At 62.4% G+C, this 13,768-nt stretch carries 16 protein-coding genes; 4 read left to right on the forward strand and 12 right to left on the reverse strand.

Translation table 11 applies throughout. The annotated features are described in order from the left end of the window. The first annotated feature begins 51 nt into the window (after positions 1–51). The 3 genes from AC3ARF_RS05120 to AC3ARF_RS05130 all read left to right on the forward strand — a co-directional run bounded on the left by AC3ARF_RS05120 (position 52) and on the right by AC3ARF_RS05130 (position 2,898). Positions 52–804, forward strand: a complete 753-nt coding sequence (locus tag AC3ARF_RS05120) for an S-methyl-5'-thioinosine phosphorylase (protein ID WP_498930877.1) — start codon at positions 52–54, stop codon at positions 802–804. A 142-nt stretch (positions 805–946) separates the two neighbouring features. Then, the gene (locus tag AC3ARF_RS05125) at positions 947–1,150 is read left to right on the forward strand and encodes a cold-shock protein (protein WP_036135412.1); all 204 of its coding nucleotides are present in this window, start codon (positions 947–949) and stop codon (positions 1,148–1,150) included. A gap of 110 nt (positions 1,151–1,260) precedes the next feature. Beyond that, complete coding sequence (locus AC3ARF_RS05130; RefSeq protein ID WP_498930879.1) at positions 1,261–2,898, forward strand: acyl-CoA dehydrogenase family protein; 1,638 nt, start codon at positions 1,261–1,263, stop codon at positions 2,896–2,898. Positions 2,899–2,925: 27 nt separating this feature from the next. Here the strand turns inward: AC3ARF_RS05130 and AC3ARF_RS05135 are convergent, their stop codons facing one another. The 10 genes from AC3ARF_RS05135 to AC3ARF_RS05180 form a co-directional block, all read right to left on the reverse strand. Further along, positions 2,926–3,282, reverse strand: coding sequence for a TfoX/Sxy family protein (locus AC3ARF_RS05135; protein ID WP_498930881.1), 357 nt, complete (start codon positions 3,280–3,282; stop codon positions 2,926–2,928). Between the two features lie 71 nt (positions 3,283–3,353). Then, on the reverse strand, positions 3,354–3,674 hold the full coding sequence (locus AC3ARF_RS05140; protein ID WP_498930883.1) for a hypothetical protein: 321 nt from the start codon (positions 3,672–3,674) through the stop codon (positions 3,354–3,356). A gap of 44 nt (positions 3,675–3,718) precedes the next feature. Then, complete coding sequence (locus AC3ARF_RS05145) at positions 3,719–4,135, reverse strand: DUF1801 domain-containing protein (protein ID WP_498930885.1); 417 nt, start codon at positions 4,133–4,135, stop codon at positions 3,719–3,721. 336 nt (positions 4,136–4,471) lie between these two features. Further along, positions 4,472–4,717 (reverse strand): hypothetical protein, encoded by a 246-nt coding sequence (locus AC3ARF_RS05150; protein ID WP_498930886.1) that lies wholly within the window; start codon positions 4,715–4,717, stop codon positions 4,472–4,474. Positions 4,718–5,139: 422 nt separating this feature from the next. After that, positions 5,140–5,985: a hypothetical protein gene (locus AC3ARF_RS05155; RefSeq protein WP_498930888.1), complete on the reverse strand. Its 846-nt coding sequence runs from the start codon at positions 5,983–5,985 to the stop codon at positions 5,140–5,142. Between the two features lie 78 nt (positions 5,986–6,063). Beyond that, positions 6,064–6,321 carry a hypothetical protein gene (locus AC3ARF_RS05160; protein ID WP_498930889.1) on the reverse strand — a complete coding sequence of 86 codons (258 nt, stop codon included), beginning with the start codon at positions 6,319–6,321 and terminating at the stop codon, positions 6,064–6,066. Positions 6,322–6,390: 69 nt separating this feature from the next. Continuing rightward, positions 6,391–7,062: a hypothetical protein gene (locus AC3ARF_RS05165; protein WP_498930891.1), complete on the reverse strand. Its 672-nt coding sequence runs from the start codon at positions 7,060–7,062 to the stop codon at positions 6,391–6,393. 842 nt (positions 7,063–7,904) lie between these two features. Beyond that, on the reverse strand, positions 7,905–8,306 hold the full coding sequence (locus tag AC3ARF_RS05170; RefSeq protein WP_498930893.1) for a hypothetical protein: 402 nt from the start codon (positions 8,304–8,306) through the stop codon (positions 7,905–7,907). A 67-nt stretch (positions 8,307–8,373) separates the two neighbouring features. Beyond that, on the reverse strand, positions 8,374–8,673 hold the full coding sequence (locus AC3ARF_RS05175) for an immunity 53 family protein (protein ID WP_498930895.1): 300 nt from the start codon (positions 8,671–8,673) through the stop codon (positions 8,374–8,376). 17 nt (positions 8,674–8,690) lie between these two features. Beyond that, positions 8,691–9,203, reverse strand: coding sequence for a hypothetical protein (locus AC3ARF_RS05180; RefSeq protein WP_498930897.1), 513 nt, complete (start codon positions 9,201–9,203; stop codon positions 8,691–8,693). Positions 9,204–10,365: 1,162 nt separating this feature from the next. Here AC3ARF_RS05180 and AC3ARF_RS05185 point away from each other — a divergent pair. Further along, positions 10,366–11,379 carry an integron integrase gene (locus AC3ARF_RS05185; protein ID WP_498930899.1) on the forward strand — a complete coding sequence of 338 codons (1,014 nt, stop codon included), beginning with the start codon at positions 10,366–10,368 and terminating at the stop codon, positions 11,377–11,379. Positions 11,380–11,381: 2 nt separating this feature from the next. Here AC3ARF_RS05185 and AC3ARF_RS05190 read toward each other — a convergent pair whose 3' ends face one another. Continuing rightward, positions 11,382–13,157: an ABC transporter transmembrane domain-containing protein gene (locus tag AC3ARF_RS05190; RefSeq protein WP_498930901.1), complete on the reverse strand. Its 1,776-nt coding sequence runs from the start codon at positions 13,155–13,157 to the stop codon at positions 11,382–11,384. Further along, positions 13,154–13,750 (reverse strand): IMPACT family protein, encoded by a 597-nt coding sequence (locus tag AC3ARF_RS05195; protein WP_498930903.1) that lies wholly within the window; start codon positions 13,748–13,750, stop codon positions 13,154–13,156. Before AC3ARF_RS05195 ends, AC3ARF_RS05190 begins: the two co-directional genes overlap by 4 nt. Positions 13,751–13,768: the final 18 nt, after the last annotated feature.

Raw genomic sequence — 13,768 nt, forward strand, 5'->3', positions numbered from 1 at the left:
GGCCACTTCGGCGCGGCCCCTGCCGCGTACGTCCGCCGCGATGGAGACGACATGACTGACATTGCCCTGGCCATCATCGGCGGCACCGGCCTGTACAAGCTCGCCGACCTGCAGGACGTGACCAGCCACGAGCCGGAGACCCGGTACGGCATGCCCTCGGGTCCGGTGCGCGTGGGCACGTTGGGTGGCCACCGCGTTGCCTTCATGGCACGCCACGGCGAAGGCCATTCGGTGCCGCCGCACAAGGTCAACTACCGTGCCAACCTCGCGGCGTTGCAGGCCCTCGGCGCGCAACGCGTGCTGGCGCTCAACACCGTCGGCGGCATCACCGAGCGCTTCGGACCGCGCGTGCTGGCCTGTCCGGACCAGCTGATCGACTACACCTGGGGCCGTGTCTCCACGATCTGCGAGGAGGAGGGAACCGAGGTGCTCCACGTCGACTTCGGCGAGCCCTACACCCGCAGCCTGCGCCAAGCGGTAGTGGCCGCCGCGACCAAGGCCCACGTGGCGATGGTGGATGGCGGCTGCTACGGCGCCACCCAGGGACCGCGACTGGAAACCCGCGCCGAAATCGTGCGCATGCGCCGCGACGGCTGCGACCTGGTGGGCATGACCGGCATGCCGGAGGCAGGATTGGCCCGCGAGATGGGGCTGGACTATGCCTGCCTGGCCATCGTGGCCAACTGGGCCGCCGGCGCCGGACCCGACCCGGACGAAGTCATCACCCTGCAGGACGTGCTGGACAATGTGGCCGCCGCTTCCGCGGGGCTGCCCGCCCTGCTCAAGGCGATGCTGGCCGGCTGAGCCCAGCCCGGCGGATCCGACAGGCGGGATGTGAGCGCGGGACGATTGTAAAGCCGTCGTTCAGTTTGCATACTCGGGGCGCGCGCTTGCCGCCAGACGGCGGCAGTGCGCCCAACGCACCCAGCATGAGGTCATCAAGGATATGCAGTACGGCACCGTGAAGTGGTTCAACGACGCCAAGGGTTTTGGCTTCATTTCGCCGGAGGATGGGAGCGCGGACGTGTTCGTGCACTTCTCGGCGATCAACTCCAAGGGCTTCCGTAGCCTGCAGGAAGGCCAGCGCGTCAGCTACGAGCTGACCCAGGGCCCGAAGGGCGCACAGGCATCGGGCGTACAGCCCGCCTGATCCGGCCAACGCCAACTCTAGACCCCGCGCCCAGCGCGGGGTTTTTTTTTGCACGACAGGTCCGCGCCGGCGAGCGCACAATCGCGGCAGGGTAGCCGCCGGAGCCGCGCATGGATCTGCCGCCGTTCGAAACGCACCGCGTTGAAAACCAGCCCCCCGAGTTCGCCCCGCGCGACCTGTGGGCCGATGACGTCGCCCTCCGGGAGGCGGTGGCCCGCGAGGGCGGAGCCGCATTCGCCACGCAGCTGGCCGCCTATGGGGCACTCGCCGGCGACGCACTGTATGCGCTGTCCTTCGACGCCCACCGCGACCGTCCACGCCTGCGCACGCACGACGGCGTGGGCCAGCGCATCGATCGCGTGGAGTTCCACCCCGCCTACCACCAGCTGATGGAGGCTGCCATCGGCCATGGCGTCGCCGGGATGTCCTGGACCGCCTCGCAAGATGGGGCGCACGTCGCGCGGGCCGCACTCAGCTACCTGCACCACCAGGTCGAGCCGGGTACCAGCTGCCCGCTGACCATGACCCACGCCGCCGTGCCCGTGCTGCGCCGCGAGCCCGTGCTTGCCGAATGGGCCGCCAAGGCCGCCGCCCCGCACTACGACCCGCGCGAGGTGCCGATCGCCGAGAAGCGGGGCGTTACCCTCGGCATGGGCATGACCGAGAAGCAGGGCGGCTCCGACGTGCGCGCCAACACCACCCGCGCCGAGCCGCTCGCAGGTGAGGGCGAATACGCCGTGGTCGGGCACAAGTGGTTCATGTCTGCACCGATGTCCGACGGCTTCCTGGTGCTGGCACAGGCGGCCGGCGGTCTTACCTGCCTGCTGCTGCCGCGCCTGTTGCCCGATGGGCAGCGCAACGCATACCGGCTGATGCGGTTGAAGGACAAGCTGGGCGACTGGTCCAACGCCTCCAGCGAAGTGGAGTTCTGCGGCGCGTGGGCGCGGCGCATCGGTGAGGAGGGGCGCGGTGTGGCCACCATCCTCGAGATGGTCATGCTCACCCGGCTGGATTGCATGCTGGGATCCGCCGCACAGATGCGGATGGCCCTGGCCCAGGCACTGCACCATGTGCGCCATCGGCGTGCCTTCGGCCGCGCGCTGCTGGAGCAGCCGCTGATGCGCAATGTCCTGGCCGACCTGGCCCTGGAAGCCGAAGCTGCGATCGCATTCGCGCTGCACGTGGCGGCCGCCCTCGATCGCGCCGGCAGCGACCCGCTGGCCGCCGCGATGGTGCGCATCGGCACCGCCGCCGGCAAGTACTGGGTGTGCAAGCGCGCCCCCGCCTTCGTCAACGAGGCGCAGGAGTGCCTCGGTGGCGCCGGCTACGTGGAGGAGTCACTGCTGCCGCGGCTGTACCGGCAGGCACCGCTGAACTCGATCTGGGAAGGCAGCGGCAACATCCAGTGCCTGGACGTGCTGCGGGCGCTGGCCCGCGATCCGGAGTTGGGCCGCGCGCTGTGGGCGTGGCTGGAGGCGTCTGGTGCCATGGTAAGTGACGACGGCGAGGCGGTCTGGGCCACCCTGCGCGGCGTACTGGTCGAAGGCCGTGCCGTGCCAGAAGTGCACGCCCGCTGGCTGGTGGAGCGGCTGGCCTTGGCCATGCAGGCCGCCGTGCTGCGGCAGGCGCGGAGTCCGCTGGCCGACGCGTTCCACCGCGGCCGCGTGGCGGGGCAGCATGGCAGCGCCTTCGGCACGCTGCTGGATGAGCGGGATATCGAAGCGGTGCTGGCGCGCGTGATGGGTTAGCCGCATACGCCCGCGCTGGGGGCGCCCCTATTGCCGATTACCTGGGCGCCCTCGTGCGGCCTTCGCCTTGGCGCGGGGTTTGGGCGCGGGAAGCTCGGCTTCCGTGGCCTCAAGGACCTGCCGCAGCAAGTCCGGCGCGTCCAGCAGTGCATCGGCCATCGGGTGCGGCCTCGCCATGGGGTAGGGGGGCAGCATGGGGCAATCTGGCGCCAACCGGTTCGCGGCCTCGGTGTTCTTGAGAAACAGGCTGTTGTCGCAGACGAACGCGACCACCTTCTCGTTGAGGTATAGCGCGTACTCGCCAAAGAGCCGTTTGTAGCTCAAGCGCGCGCCGAGCTGCGACTGCTCGATCACGTACAGGACGAAGTCGACATCACTGGCCATGGAAGGCTGTCCGGATATGCATGGGAGGGCCTCAACTTGATGGTTTCCTCTCCCGTGGGAAATTGCCAAGCCTACCCGGCGCCAGGAAGGGAGAACTTGCGCGTGGAGCGCAGCGGCCAGATCGACGTGAACTTTGCGCCGCCCGCCAAGCGGTAGGCAGCGGATACACCCCGGACAATACCCAGCTCTTCCAGCACATTCCGCGCTTGTCGAAACGAGGTGCGTGGGTCCGAGGTGAGCATGAACAGATTGATCTCCTTGGGGGTCACGTCGTAGCCCTCCAGCTCGACCTTGTTGCCCAATGTCTCTTTCAATTCGCCTTCAATCGTCGCGAGGAACTCTTCATTCTCGAGAGACTTGCGCCAGAACTTAATGACGAGCTGGTAATCCATTGTGGGATTGTAGGCCTGATGCAGCTCATGCGCGAAGCGGGGTGCTACCCATATCGTCGCCCAACTTCCGCGACCGAGTTGACGACAAGCTTCTCGAGTACGGACCTATCAAGATCGGCGAGCTGCCTGAAGTACAGACAAGCCTTGCCCATCCTGTGCCTGCCTAGCTTGGACAGCAGCGATCCTTGCTGCTCTCCATCCGCCAGCAGGTAGACCACCAGGTCTCGGCCACGGATGGCAAAGCCTGCCAACGGGGCTTCCCCGGGCCGTCCACTTTCGTAGGTGTATCGGTAGGAGCCATAACCGACGATGCTGGGCCCCCACATTTTGGGTGAGTACCCGGTGACCTGGTTCAGCAGGACCATCAACTCGAGGCAGTCGGAGCGCTGTTGCGCGTTGGCTCTTGAGTCGATGTAGGCCTCGACGTTGGCGTCGGTGGGCTGGGTCTTGTTATCGGCCATCCAGAATCCCCTTGATCACGGGTTCCCCGTGTCTACTACATGAATGACGCCGAGCCGCGAAGCAACTTGGGTATCAAAGCTAGGGCCTCGGACCCTAATGCGTCCAGCCTTGGACCTCAGAACTTGAGGATTGGATCTCAGCAGGTTCAAGCTTGGACATCGGCAAGTGGAGGCGGCACCTTGGAGGTCGGACTGCGCGAACGCCACGCGGCGGTCTAACGCTTGAGTTACGTAGAGTCCGCCCAAGCGCCAAGCGCCAAGCGATGAGGTGACGGGACAATTTGGCCAAGCGGTCGGAGTGCGATGTCCAACGGGTGTCGCACTTGGTGTGTGAATTCACCCAACATGCCGAGGCTCAGCAAGGTAGGCCTTGCCGGCGGCAGTTGCCGTGAACGAAGCGGTGCAATTGTGCTGAAGGCTTTCAGATGCCCTGGCCCGAAAGTGCGCATGTCCGTTCTGCCGGATGCGCCAGCGGATCAGGCCGAGCGACGATAGGCGGCCGACAACGGCCGAGATTTCCTTAAAGCTCACGTCCCGCTCATAAAAGGTGCCGAGCACAGGTCTGGCGAGCTTGAAGTGCACGTAGTCGTCCTCCGCTAAGGCGAGTGTCCGATCTTCTATGTCAGTGAGGAGGGGCCTTTCCATGGTGCCTGACGCCTGAATTAAGCCGAGACACGAAGTGTCTTCGGCTTGAATGAACTGTTAGGCAGCAGCCAGCTCAGCGCCGTCGCCCGTGAGAGAACTCCCAAACCCAGCCAACGATAAGCCCACCGAAGCCCAATGCAAAGGCGACCGCAGCGGATGCAGGCGTTTGACCTGATGTGAAATAGACGAACAGACCTGCCCCGATTCCGACAAGCAGCGGAACGAATAAGCGCCAAGCGCTTGGGTCAATGAGGTCTACAAGATCGAAGGCATCAAACAAGGACATCAATGTCTCTCTGCGGCGTGCCTAACGCCAGAATTAAGCCGAGTTGCGAAGCAACTTCGGCTTGAATGAAATGTTAGGCCTCACCGACGGACCTCCATACAACAGCGCGACTGTCGAGATCTACTTGCCACGCTCGCTTTAGCCATCGATGAGCCCGCATGTAGTTTAGACCGCAGCGGAGAAGGAGTGAAATCTTCGCAAATCGACGCAACTTGGGCTCCTTTACTACGAATTGCACCCTCGCGAACACTGAATCATATGCTGCGTAGACAGCATACAGAACCAAGACGGGGAGGAAGGCCAAGTTAAGTGCCAAAGGAAGGGCGAAGTCTCTTATGGTATTGAAGTTCCGGACTTCCTCGAAGCTCGACCCAAGTTTGTATGTCTGAAAGACGAGCCAACAGATGCCAATCGTCGCCAGGATGTTTGTAAGAGGGCGATGCGCGGCCTTTAGCTCTGGCTTCATTTCCGCCAGGACGATCATTGCGGTGAGTGCGGTAGCTACCGGCAACAAGATGATCTCTACGAGTAGCGGTGCGTGATAGAGGTTGATGTAGAAGTCAACCAGCACCGACAGCTCAAAGTTCTTTAAAGCAGCTGCACGAAACAGGCCGAAGTTATGGCTGAGCTTCGGGATGTCCATTATGGAAGGGATGCAGGCCACAAGGAACCATGCAACTGAACCCTTTAGTTGACTCAAAGTCCAAAGCCCAACCAGACTGAGTAGATACGAAAGTGCCGCGACCGTTGCGGCAGCGAACCCAAACGCGATCAGAATGCGATGATGGGTGGCGGCTTTCCAGACTGCTTTGAGTGGCCGACGAAGATCTGGTTTCCAAAGGATCCACGTAGAAAGCACAGAAAGCCAAAAGCATAGAGCCAAATCACGATTGTCTATGCTCTCTAGGATCGCGTTCATGCTTTGCTGTGGGCCTAACGCTTGAATCAAGCCGAGTTGCGCAGCAACTTCGGCTTGAATGAACTGTTAGGCCGTAGGCTACTTAACGCGGACATAGCCGGGAAGCTTTGAGATGCCCTGATGAACATTGGCGCGCTTTCCGATACTGATGCTCTTACAGGAGTCAAATTCCTGCTGAGTTGCAAAGATGACATAGCCATCTGGATCGCAGTACGCGCCTGGGAATCTCTCAAGCGGCATAAAGAAAACGCCGTCTTTGTGGTACATGGCCTGCTTGGCCGGAATGCTCCACTGCTTCAGAAGCCGTGCGCCGCTGTTTGTGCGATGTCCAGTCACGATGCCTCCAGTACGGCCTAACACCAGAATTAAGCCGAGCCGCGAAGCGGCTTCGGCTTGAATGAATTGTTAGACCTTAGCCGTCGCTGCCTCAACACAGAGCTGTAACAGCTTCAGGCCTGCCTGAATCACGGGGCGGGCGAGCTGCTCATTGGCCAGAAGATTGATAGGCCCCTCCCCAAAGTACAGTCCATCTGCCACTAGGAAGCTAAGGCGAATGTCGCCTTTGCCCGGCGGGGTTCGCCGAGGGTGCTCCCATGGCCCAATTTGATTGACGGTGCTGCGTGATACAGCAATAAGGCTCATTGCGTGCGCAGCCAACTCGGGTGGACCACCCTCGAAAACAGCCAATTTGCCGCTTTGGTTGATATAGCGGACGGATCCATCCGCATAGGCGGCGAGGGTGTCGTTGGCGGTCTCCAGGCCAACTTCAATAACGACACCCAGAATCTCCTTGGAGTTCGGTGCGAAGCCGTGTGCCATGAGCCAACGGTAAGCGAGGAGCCTTACCCGGCTCTCTGCATTCGGATCAGACGCGATACTCCGGACGACGTCTGGATCAGCCGGGCCGTAGAGTGTGCGCTGCCAGAGCGTTGCAGTTTCTGGGTCGTGCGGCGCGAAGAGGTCAGGGCGGTCGCAAAAAAGCAGCTCATAAATCTCTGCGAAAGGCGCGCCGGAAGGCTTACCGCCAGCCGTTGCGGACGGTGCCTTTTTTAATCCTTGGAGAAACCGCTTAATCATGTCTAAGGTCTAACGCCTGAATTAAGCCGAGCCGCGAAGCGGCTTCGGCTTGAATGAATTGTTAGGCAACATCATGCCCTCGAATTGACTCCGGCTGGGGCAATGGGGTTGCGCCCACACCAACCAGCTCCAGACCGACGAGCGCTCCTTGGCTTGACCAGACGATGACGTCCATATCTTGCCCGTTAGCGGTGCCTCGAGCGTCTGCCAGAATCTTTCCGGTTGAGGCGGCTCCCTCGGGGCCAAACCACACGGTCGCGCAGCCGCAATCACAGGTTGCTGTTACCTGTAAGGAGTGAATCGAGGCAAAGACCTCCTGCGCAACCTCAGTGGTCGGCGCAACTTGAAGTGCGCGCTCAACGATTGCAGCTTCCATGGGGGAGATTAGTCGCCACATGCTTTGTGATGGTGCCTAACACCTGAATTAAGCCGAGCCGCGAAGCGGCTTCGGCTTGAATGAATTGTTAGGGCTATGGCTCATAGACTGTCCTTTGAGATGAGCATTAGAGAGTAAAGACAGCCTAGAGCAAGGATGGCTAGGTTGAGCACGGCAACGAGAGCCGAATGGCCGCGGCGCGATGGATTGAAGACAACCACCAGGCCATGCCACGCGAGCGCGACCGGAATCGCGCAGAGGACTGGCGCTATAGCCCAGTTATCCCCGTACGAGCTGATGGGAGCAATGACCGCGGTCCATAGAACAACGAACAACGTCACGATGGACGGTGCCCAAGGACGCAGCCAGCGGTGCACTTTAGTGCTTCGATTGCCGAATGCTATCTCCATAGACCTAACGCCTGAATTAAGCCGAGCCGCGAAGCGGCTTCGGCTTGAATGAATTGTTAGGCCGCTGGCCCGTTGCTGAAAGTGCAGCTAAATCCGTTGGCTGCAATAGAGTCCTCAGCATTGGTCCAGAAGCCGCCATTGACCACCAGGGTAGCCAGATCAAGCTCGATTTGCCGAAGAAGGCTCGCTCTGTCAGCTATCCGGTCGATTGTCTCAGTTGGGGCATATAGCCAAGCGCTGGCAAATGAGCCGGAAGATGGGTCCCAATAGATAGACCCGTTTTGAAACGGAGGGTCTATAGGCTTGTCGCTAATTACTACATGGACCGGACCGCGGAACTTTGAATCCCGGACAATAACGCCCTCAGGGATAGAGGCCGTTGCATAGATCTGACTGAAGGGCTCGCCGTTCTTCACGGACATGGAGTAGACGAGAGATTCAATTGAAAGACGCAGCATTGTTTCTCCAGCGGCCTAACGCCTGAATTAAGCCGAGCCGCGAAGCGGCTTCGGCTTGAATGAATTGTTAGGCCGCACTGGCAGCCCATGTAAGGAATACGCGCAAAAGCTCGGTGAGATTGTTCGCACCACCTGCGCCAATGAACTTCTCTTGCTCCACCTTGCAGTGAATCCCGTCAAAGTCATCCTCGCTGTCCCCACGGCTAAGCGGCTCAAAGCTGCGTCCCGCTAGTTCTGTCTCGCGGAGGTCGACCTCTAGCGTCCAACCAGGATTGTCCAGCGTGTCGATCTTCACGCCAAAGGAGTGCTCCCAGTCGTCGTTGCACTGAGAGATGTACCAATCTTGGAGTTTCTGGAGTTCGTCCATGCGGCCTAACGCCTGAATTAAGCCGAGCCGCGAAGCGGCTTCGGCTTGAATGAATTGTTAGGGCTCATGCCCTTGCACGCACCGCTGCCACCTGTGATATGGGCCATCTGCTCAACAATGCCGTGTTCCTTCAACTCGGCCGGACTAGCTTGATTCATGGCCCGCTCCAACCATTCGATCGCTTTGGCGCAGTCGGTGTTTGGGTACATTCCGCTCCCGTAGCGATGGCTGAGTGACCTCATGGCACCGATGTCCCCGCGTTCTGCGGCCATGACTAGCCAAGGAAGCTCTAGTTCTGGATTGAATTCCGCAAGCGAGTAATGGTTTGCCACCCGTAGAGCTGCCTCATTGTCACCTGCTTTGGCGCGCTCCATTTGCGCAGAAAGTTCAGCAGGCTCAAGAAAGTATGCCTCGCCAGTGCTGCTAGTGGCGACGTTGTCAGGCGGCTCAGGGTCGGCGGCTGGGGCAGGTCGTTCTGTGCAAGACGCCAGGAGAATGACTGCCAAGGCTGCGATGATCTTCTCGGACATGAGCCCTAACGCCTGAATTAAGCCGAGCCGCGAAGCGGCTTCGGCTTGAATGAATTGTTAGGCGCCACCCGACGACGCCCGAGCCCAAGTGTACGTGTTACCCGCCTCCAGACTGGTGTGGAGATCGCGGCGGCCTTTTGTCCACGCCCGAAGGCAAACGGCCTTGAACTGCTCCCAGTCCTCTGGGGTGCAGTCAACATTATCTAGAACTCGGCTCTTACCACGCTTGATATAGACAACCAAGCGCGGGTCAGATCGAACACATGCGGAGGCTGCCAGCTGTTCGAGGTGGCACGTTACGCCGCCTATCCAATAGGTGTAAGGCGGCGCCGGCTGATCTTTGAAAGGTCTCTTGGCCAGAAAGGCCTCCAGGCCGAGCCCTGTCTCGCGTGACACGACCAGACTGTCCTGCAGTTCGGAGTCGTTCTGCCACCACGTATAGCTAACGAGAGCGGAACTCTCTTGAATATCGATTGATTCAACTCGCAACAGCTCGTGAGGTTGCATGTGGCGCCTAACGCTTGAATTAAGCCGAGTTGCGAAGCAACTTCGGCTTGAATGAACTGTTAGGCCGCTAGGCGCGACCCTTGAGATAGAAGGCACAAGCCCTTGCGTCAGAAGCTACCGCCGGGTCTTGGCTGTCCGCAAGTTGCCTGACCAATTGAAGCTCAGCACTCCCTCCAATGACCGCCGCGACCTGGAGAGCGCGCCTAGCCAAGTCACTGAGCTCCGACTGCATGGCAGCGGCCACAACCTTCCGAGCACGCTGCTCAAACGCCGGGATGGAATCGGCTAGTTGATCGGCAATCTCTTGGAGATGAGTGACGGCGACATAGCCGGGTGGCCCATTGCGGGTTTGACCCCACGTGAAGGAAGACCCATGTGGACCACGTGTGACCAGCCAGAGCCAGACCTCATCTGTTGGGTCACCGCCAAGCCTGACAATCTCGTTTGTAACCGCTTGATTCATTGGCTACTGAGAACTCTCTCTTGCAGCCTAACGCTAATTAGATCCCGTTTCCGGACGATATCACCGTATGGTCGGGACGCCCCCTGACGCTGTCAAACGGAAAATTCCTACGCCAGATCAATCCCTTGGCCGACTGTGCGGGGCCATCAGACGCCTTACCGTTGCCGTGATATCAGGCAAAAGTGAGGTGATATGGATTATCAACCGCAAAAGTCAGTGATAAGCACGGACGCAACAGTCCCTCCGCGTCCCCGCTTGTTCGATGAAGTTCGCCGCAGGATCCGCGTCAAACACTACAGTTTGCGCACCGAGCGGGTGTATATCGCTTGGATTCGCCGCTTCATCTTGGCCAACGGCAAGCGCCATCCGCGGGACTTGGGGCAGGTGGAGATCGAGGCCTTCCTCTCCGATCTGGCGGTGGAAGGGCACGTCGCTGCGAGCACGCAGAACCAGGCCCTGTCGGCGCTGTTGTTCCTCTATCGCGAGGTGATGGCGATGGAGTTGCCGTGGCTGGATGGCATCGTGCGTGCCAAGCGTCCCCAACGGGTGCCCACGGTGCTGTCCAAGCAGGAGGTCGCGGCGGTGCTGGCCCACCTTGACGGGAGGATGTGGCTGGTCGCTAGCCTGCTGTACGGTACGGGCAGGCGGGTGCTGGAGTGCATGCGCCTACGGGTGAAAGACGTGGATTTCTCGCGCAACGAGATCACGGTGCGCGAGGGCAAGGGCGCGAAGGATCGCCGCACGGTATTGCCGCAATCGCTGGCATCGGCCTTAGAGCGCGAGGTGGTGCGGGCGCGCGCGTTGCATGACGACGACCTGCGCCAGGGTTTCGGCGAGGCTTACCTGCCGGCGGCGCTGATGCGCAAATATCCGCAGGCAGCGCGGGACTTTGGCTGGCAATACCTGTTCCCTGCCGCGAGGCGTTCGTTGGACCCCAAGTCGGGTCGGGAGCGGCGCCACCACGTGGATCCGGAGTCGTTGTCCCGGGTGCTCCGTAGGGCCCGGTTGCAGGCAGGCATCGCCAAGCCGGTGACCGCGCATACGTTCCGCCACTCGTTCGCCACGCACCTGCTGGAGCGCGGTTACGACATCCGTACCGTGCAGGAGCTGCTGGGCCACAAAGACGTTGCGACCACCCAGATCTACACCCACGTGCTCAATCGTGGCGCGGGCGGCGTGCTGAGCCCGTTGGATGGGCTGGGATGACTTCAGTCAATGAACTGCAGCCGTGCCAACTCGGCGTACAGGCCGTCCTGCGCCAGCAACTCCTCGTGCCGGCCCTCGGCGACGATGCGGCCATGGTCCATCACCACGATGCGGTCGGCCTTGAGCACGGTAGCCAGGCGGTGGGCGATGACAATGGTGGTACGGCCTTCCATCAACGTTTCCAGCGCCTGCTGCACGGCGCGCTCGCTCTGCGCGTCCAGGGCGCTGGTGGCTTCGTCCAGCAGCAGGATGGGCGCGTCCTTCAGCAGGGCGCGGGCAATGGCGATGCGTTGTTGCTGGCCCCCCGACAGGCGCGCGCCGCGCTCGCCGAGTTGGGTGTCCAGGCCTTCGGGCAAGGCGGCGACGAAATCGGCGGCGTGCGCGGCTTTCACCGCGGCATCCACATCGGCATCGCTGGCGTCGAGGCGGCCATAGCGGATGTTGTCGCGCGCGGTAGTGGCGAAGATGGTCGGGTGCTGGGGCACCAGCGCGATGGCTTCGCGCAGTGCTGTCGGGTCGAGCTGGCGAAGGTCGGCGTTGTCGACCTGCACCATGCCGGACTGCGGATCATGGAAGCGCAGCAACATCGAGAACACGGTGCTCTTGCCCGCGCCCGACGGTCCCACCAGGGCCACGGTTTCGCCCGGCCTGACATGCAGGCTGAAGTCCTCCAGCGCCGGTGCGTCGGGGCGCTGCGGGTAGTGGAACGTGACGCGGTCCAGCATGATCTCGCCCCGGACGGGGGCAAGCATGCCGGTGGGGGAGGCCGGTGCGCGGATGGCTGGCGTTTCCTCCAGCAGTTCGCTGATGCGCCCCATGCCACCGGCGGCGCGTTGCAGCTCGTTCCAGACTTCGGCCAGTGCGCCCACGGAGCCGCCGCCGATCAGTGCGTACAGCACGAACTGGCCAAGCGTGCCAGCGGTCATGCGCCCGGACGCGACGTCATGCGCGCCGGACCACAGCACCAGCGTGATCGCGCCAAACACCAGCACGATGGCGATCGCGGTGACCCACGCTTGCGCCTGGATGCGGCGGCCCGCGGTGGCCACGGCGGTCTGCAGCGCACTGGCGAAGCGCCCGCGCTCATAAGACTCGCGTGCGTGCGCCTGCACCGTGGCGACGGCGCCCAGGGTTTCAGCGGCGAGTGCGTTGGCGTCCGCCACGCGGTCCTGGCTGGCGCGCGAGATCTTCTGCAGTCGGCGTGCGCCCAGCACGATCGGCAGCACCGCCAGCGGAATGCCCAGCAGGGCGACGCCCGCCAGGCGTGGGCTGGTCACGAACAGCATTGTCAGGCTGCCGAGGAAGGTCACGACGCTGCGCAAGGCCACCGACATCGTCGTGCCGATCACGCTGCGCAGCAGTTCGGCATCGGCGGTGAGGCGCGAAACGAGTTCGCCGCTGCGGTTGCGGTCGTGGAATCCCATGTCCAGCCCGACCAGGTGGGCATACAGGCGGTCGCGCAGGTCCGCCACCACCTTTTCTCCCAGCAGCGACACGAAGAAGAAGCGCGCAGCGGTGGCCAGCGCCAAGGCCACGGCGACGGCAAACAGCAGCAGGAACGCGCGATCGATTGCCGCGCCGCCGCCCTGCGTGAAGCCCTGGTCGATCATCGTGCCGAAGGCCTTGGGCAAGGTCAGCGTGGCCGCCGACGAGCAGGCCAGTGCGACCAGCCATGCGCTGAACAACCCGCGGTGCCGGCTGACGAACGGCCACAGCGTGCGCAGGCTGCCGATGGGCGCCTTGGCCTTGGGAGGGGCGACGTCAGCCGGCTGGTTCATTCGTTGTCCTGATCGATCATGCGCACCCGGTCACGGGTTGCGTCGCGAAGCTGCACTTTCAAGGGGGCGAGGCGTTCGGCGGGCAAGCGGAGGCACAGGCGCGCGCCATCCGGCCCGAAGGATTCGTCGAGCTTCTCGGCGCTGAACTGGGCGACTGCCGCGTGTACGGCGCCGGTGTCTTCGAACGGGTAGGCCACGGTGACGCGTGCCAGCAACACCAGCGGCTGGCGGACCGCGGTACGCAGGCATTCGGCGGCGGCACCGCCGTAGGCGCGCACCAGGCCGCCTGCACCCAGCTTGACGCCGCCAAACCAGCGGGTGACGACGACCGCTACCCGGTCGTAGCCTTGGCCATCGATCGCGGACAGGATGGGACGGCCCGCGGTGCCGGCAGGTTCGCCATCGTCGTTGAAGCGGTACAGGCCTCCAATGCGATAGGCCCAGCAGTTGTGGGTGGCAGTGGGGTCACCCACTTCGTCGAAGAAGGCCAGCGCCTGGTCGGGTGTGGCTACCGGCGCGGCGTGCGCCAGGAAGCGGCTGTGCTTGACCTCGAGCAGGTGCGTGGCACGCGCGGCCAAGGTGTCGATGCTCATGCCTGAAGGCCCATGCCG

This window comes from Lysobacter sp. KACC 24251, assembly GCF_057747755.1.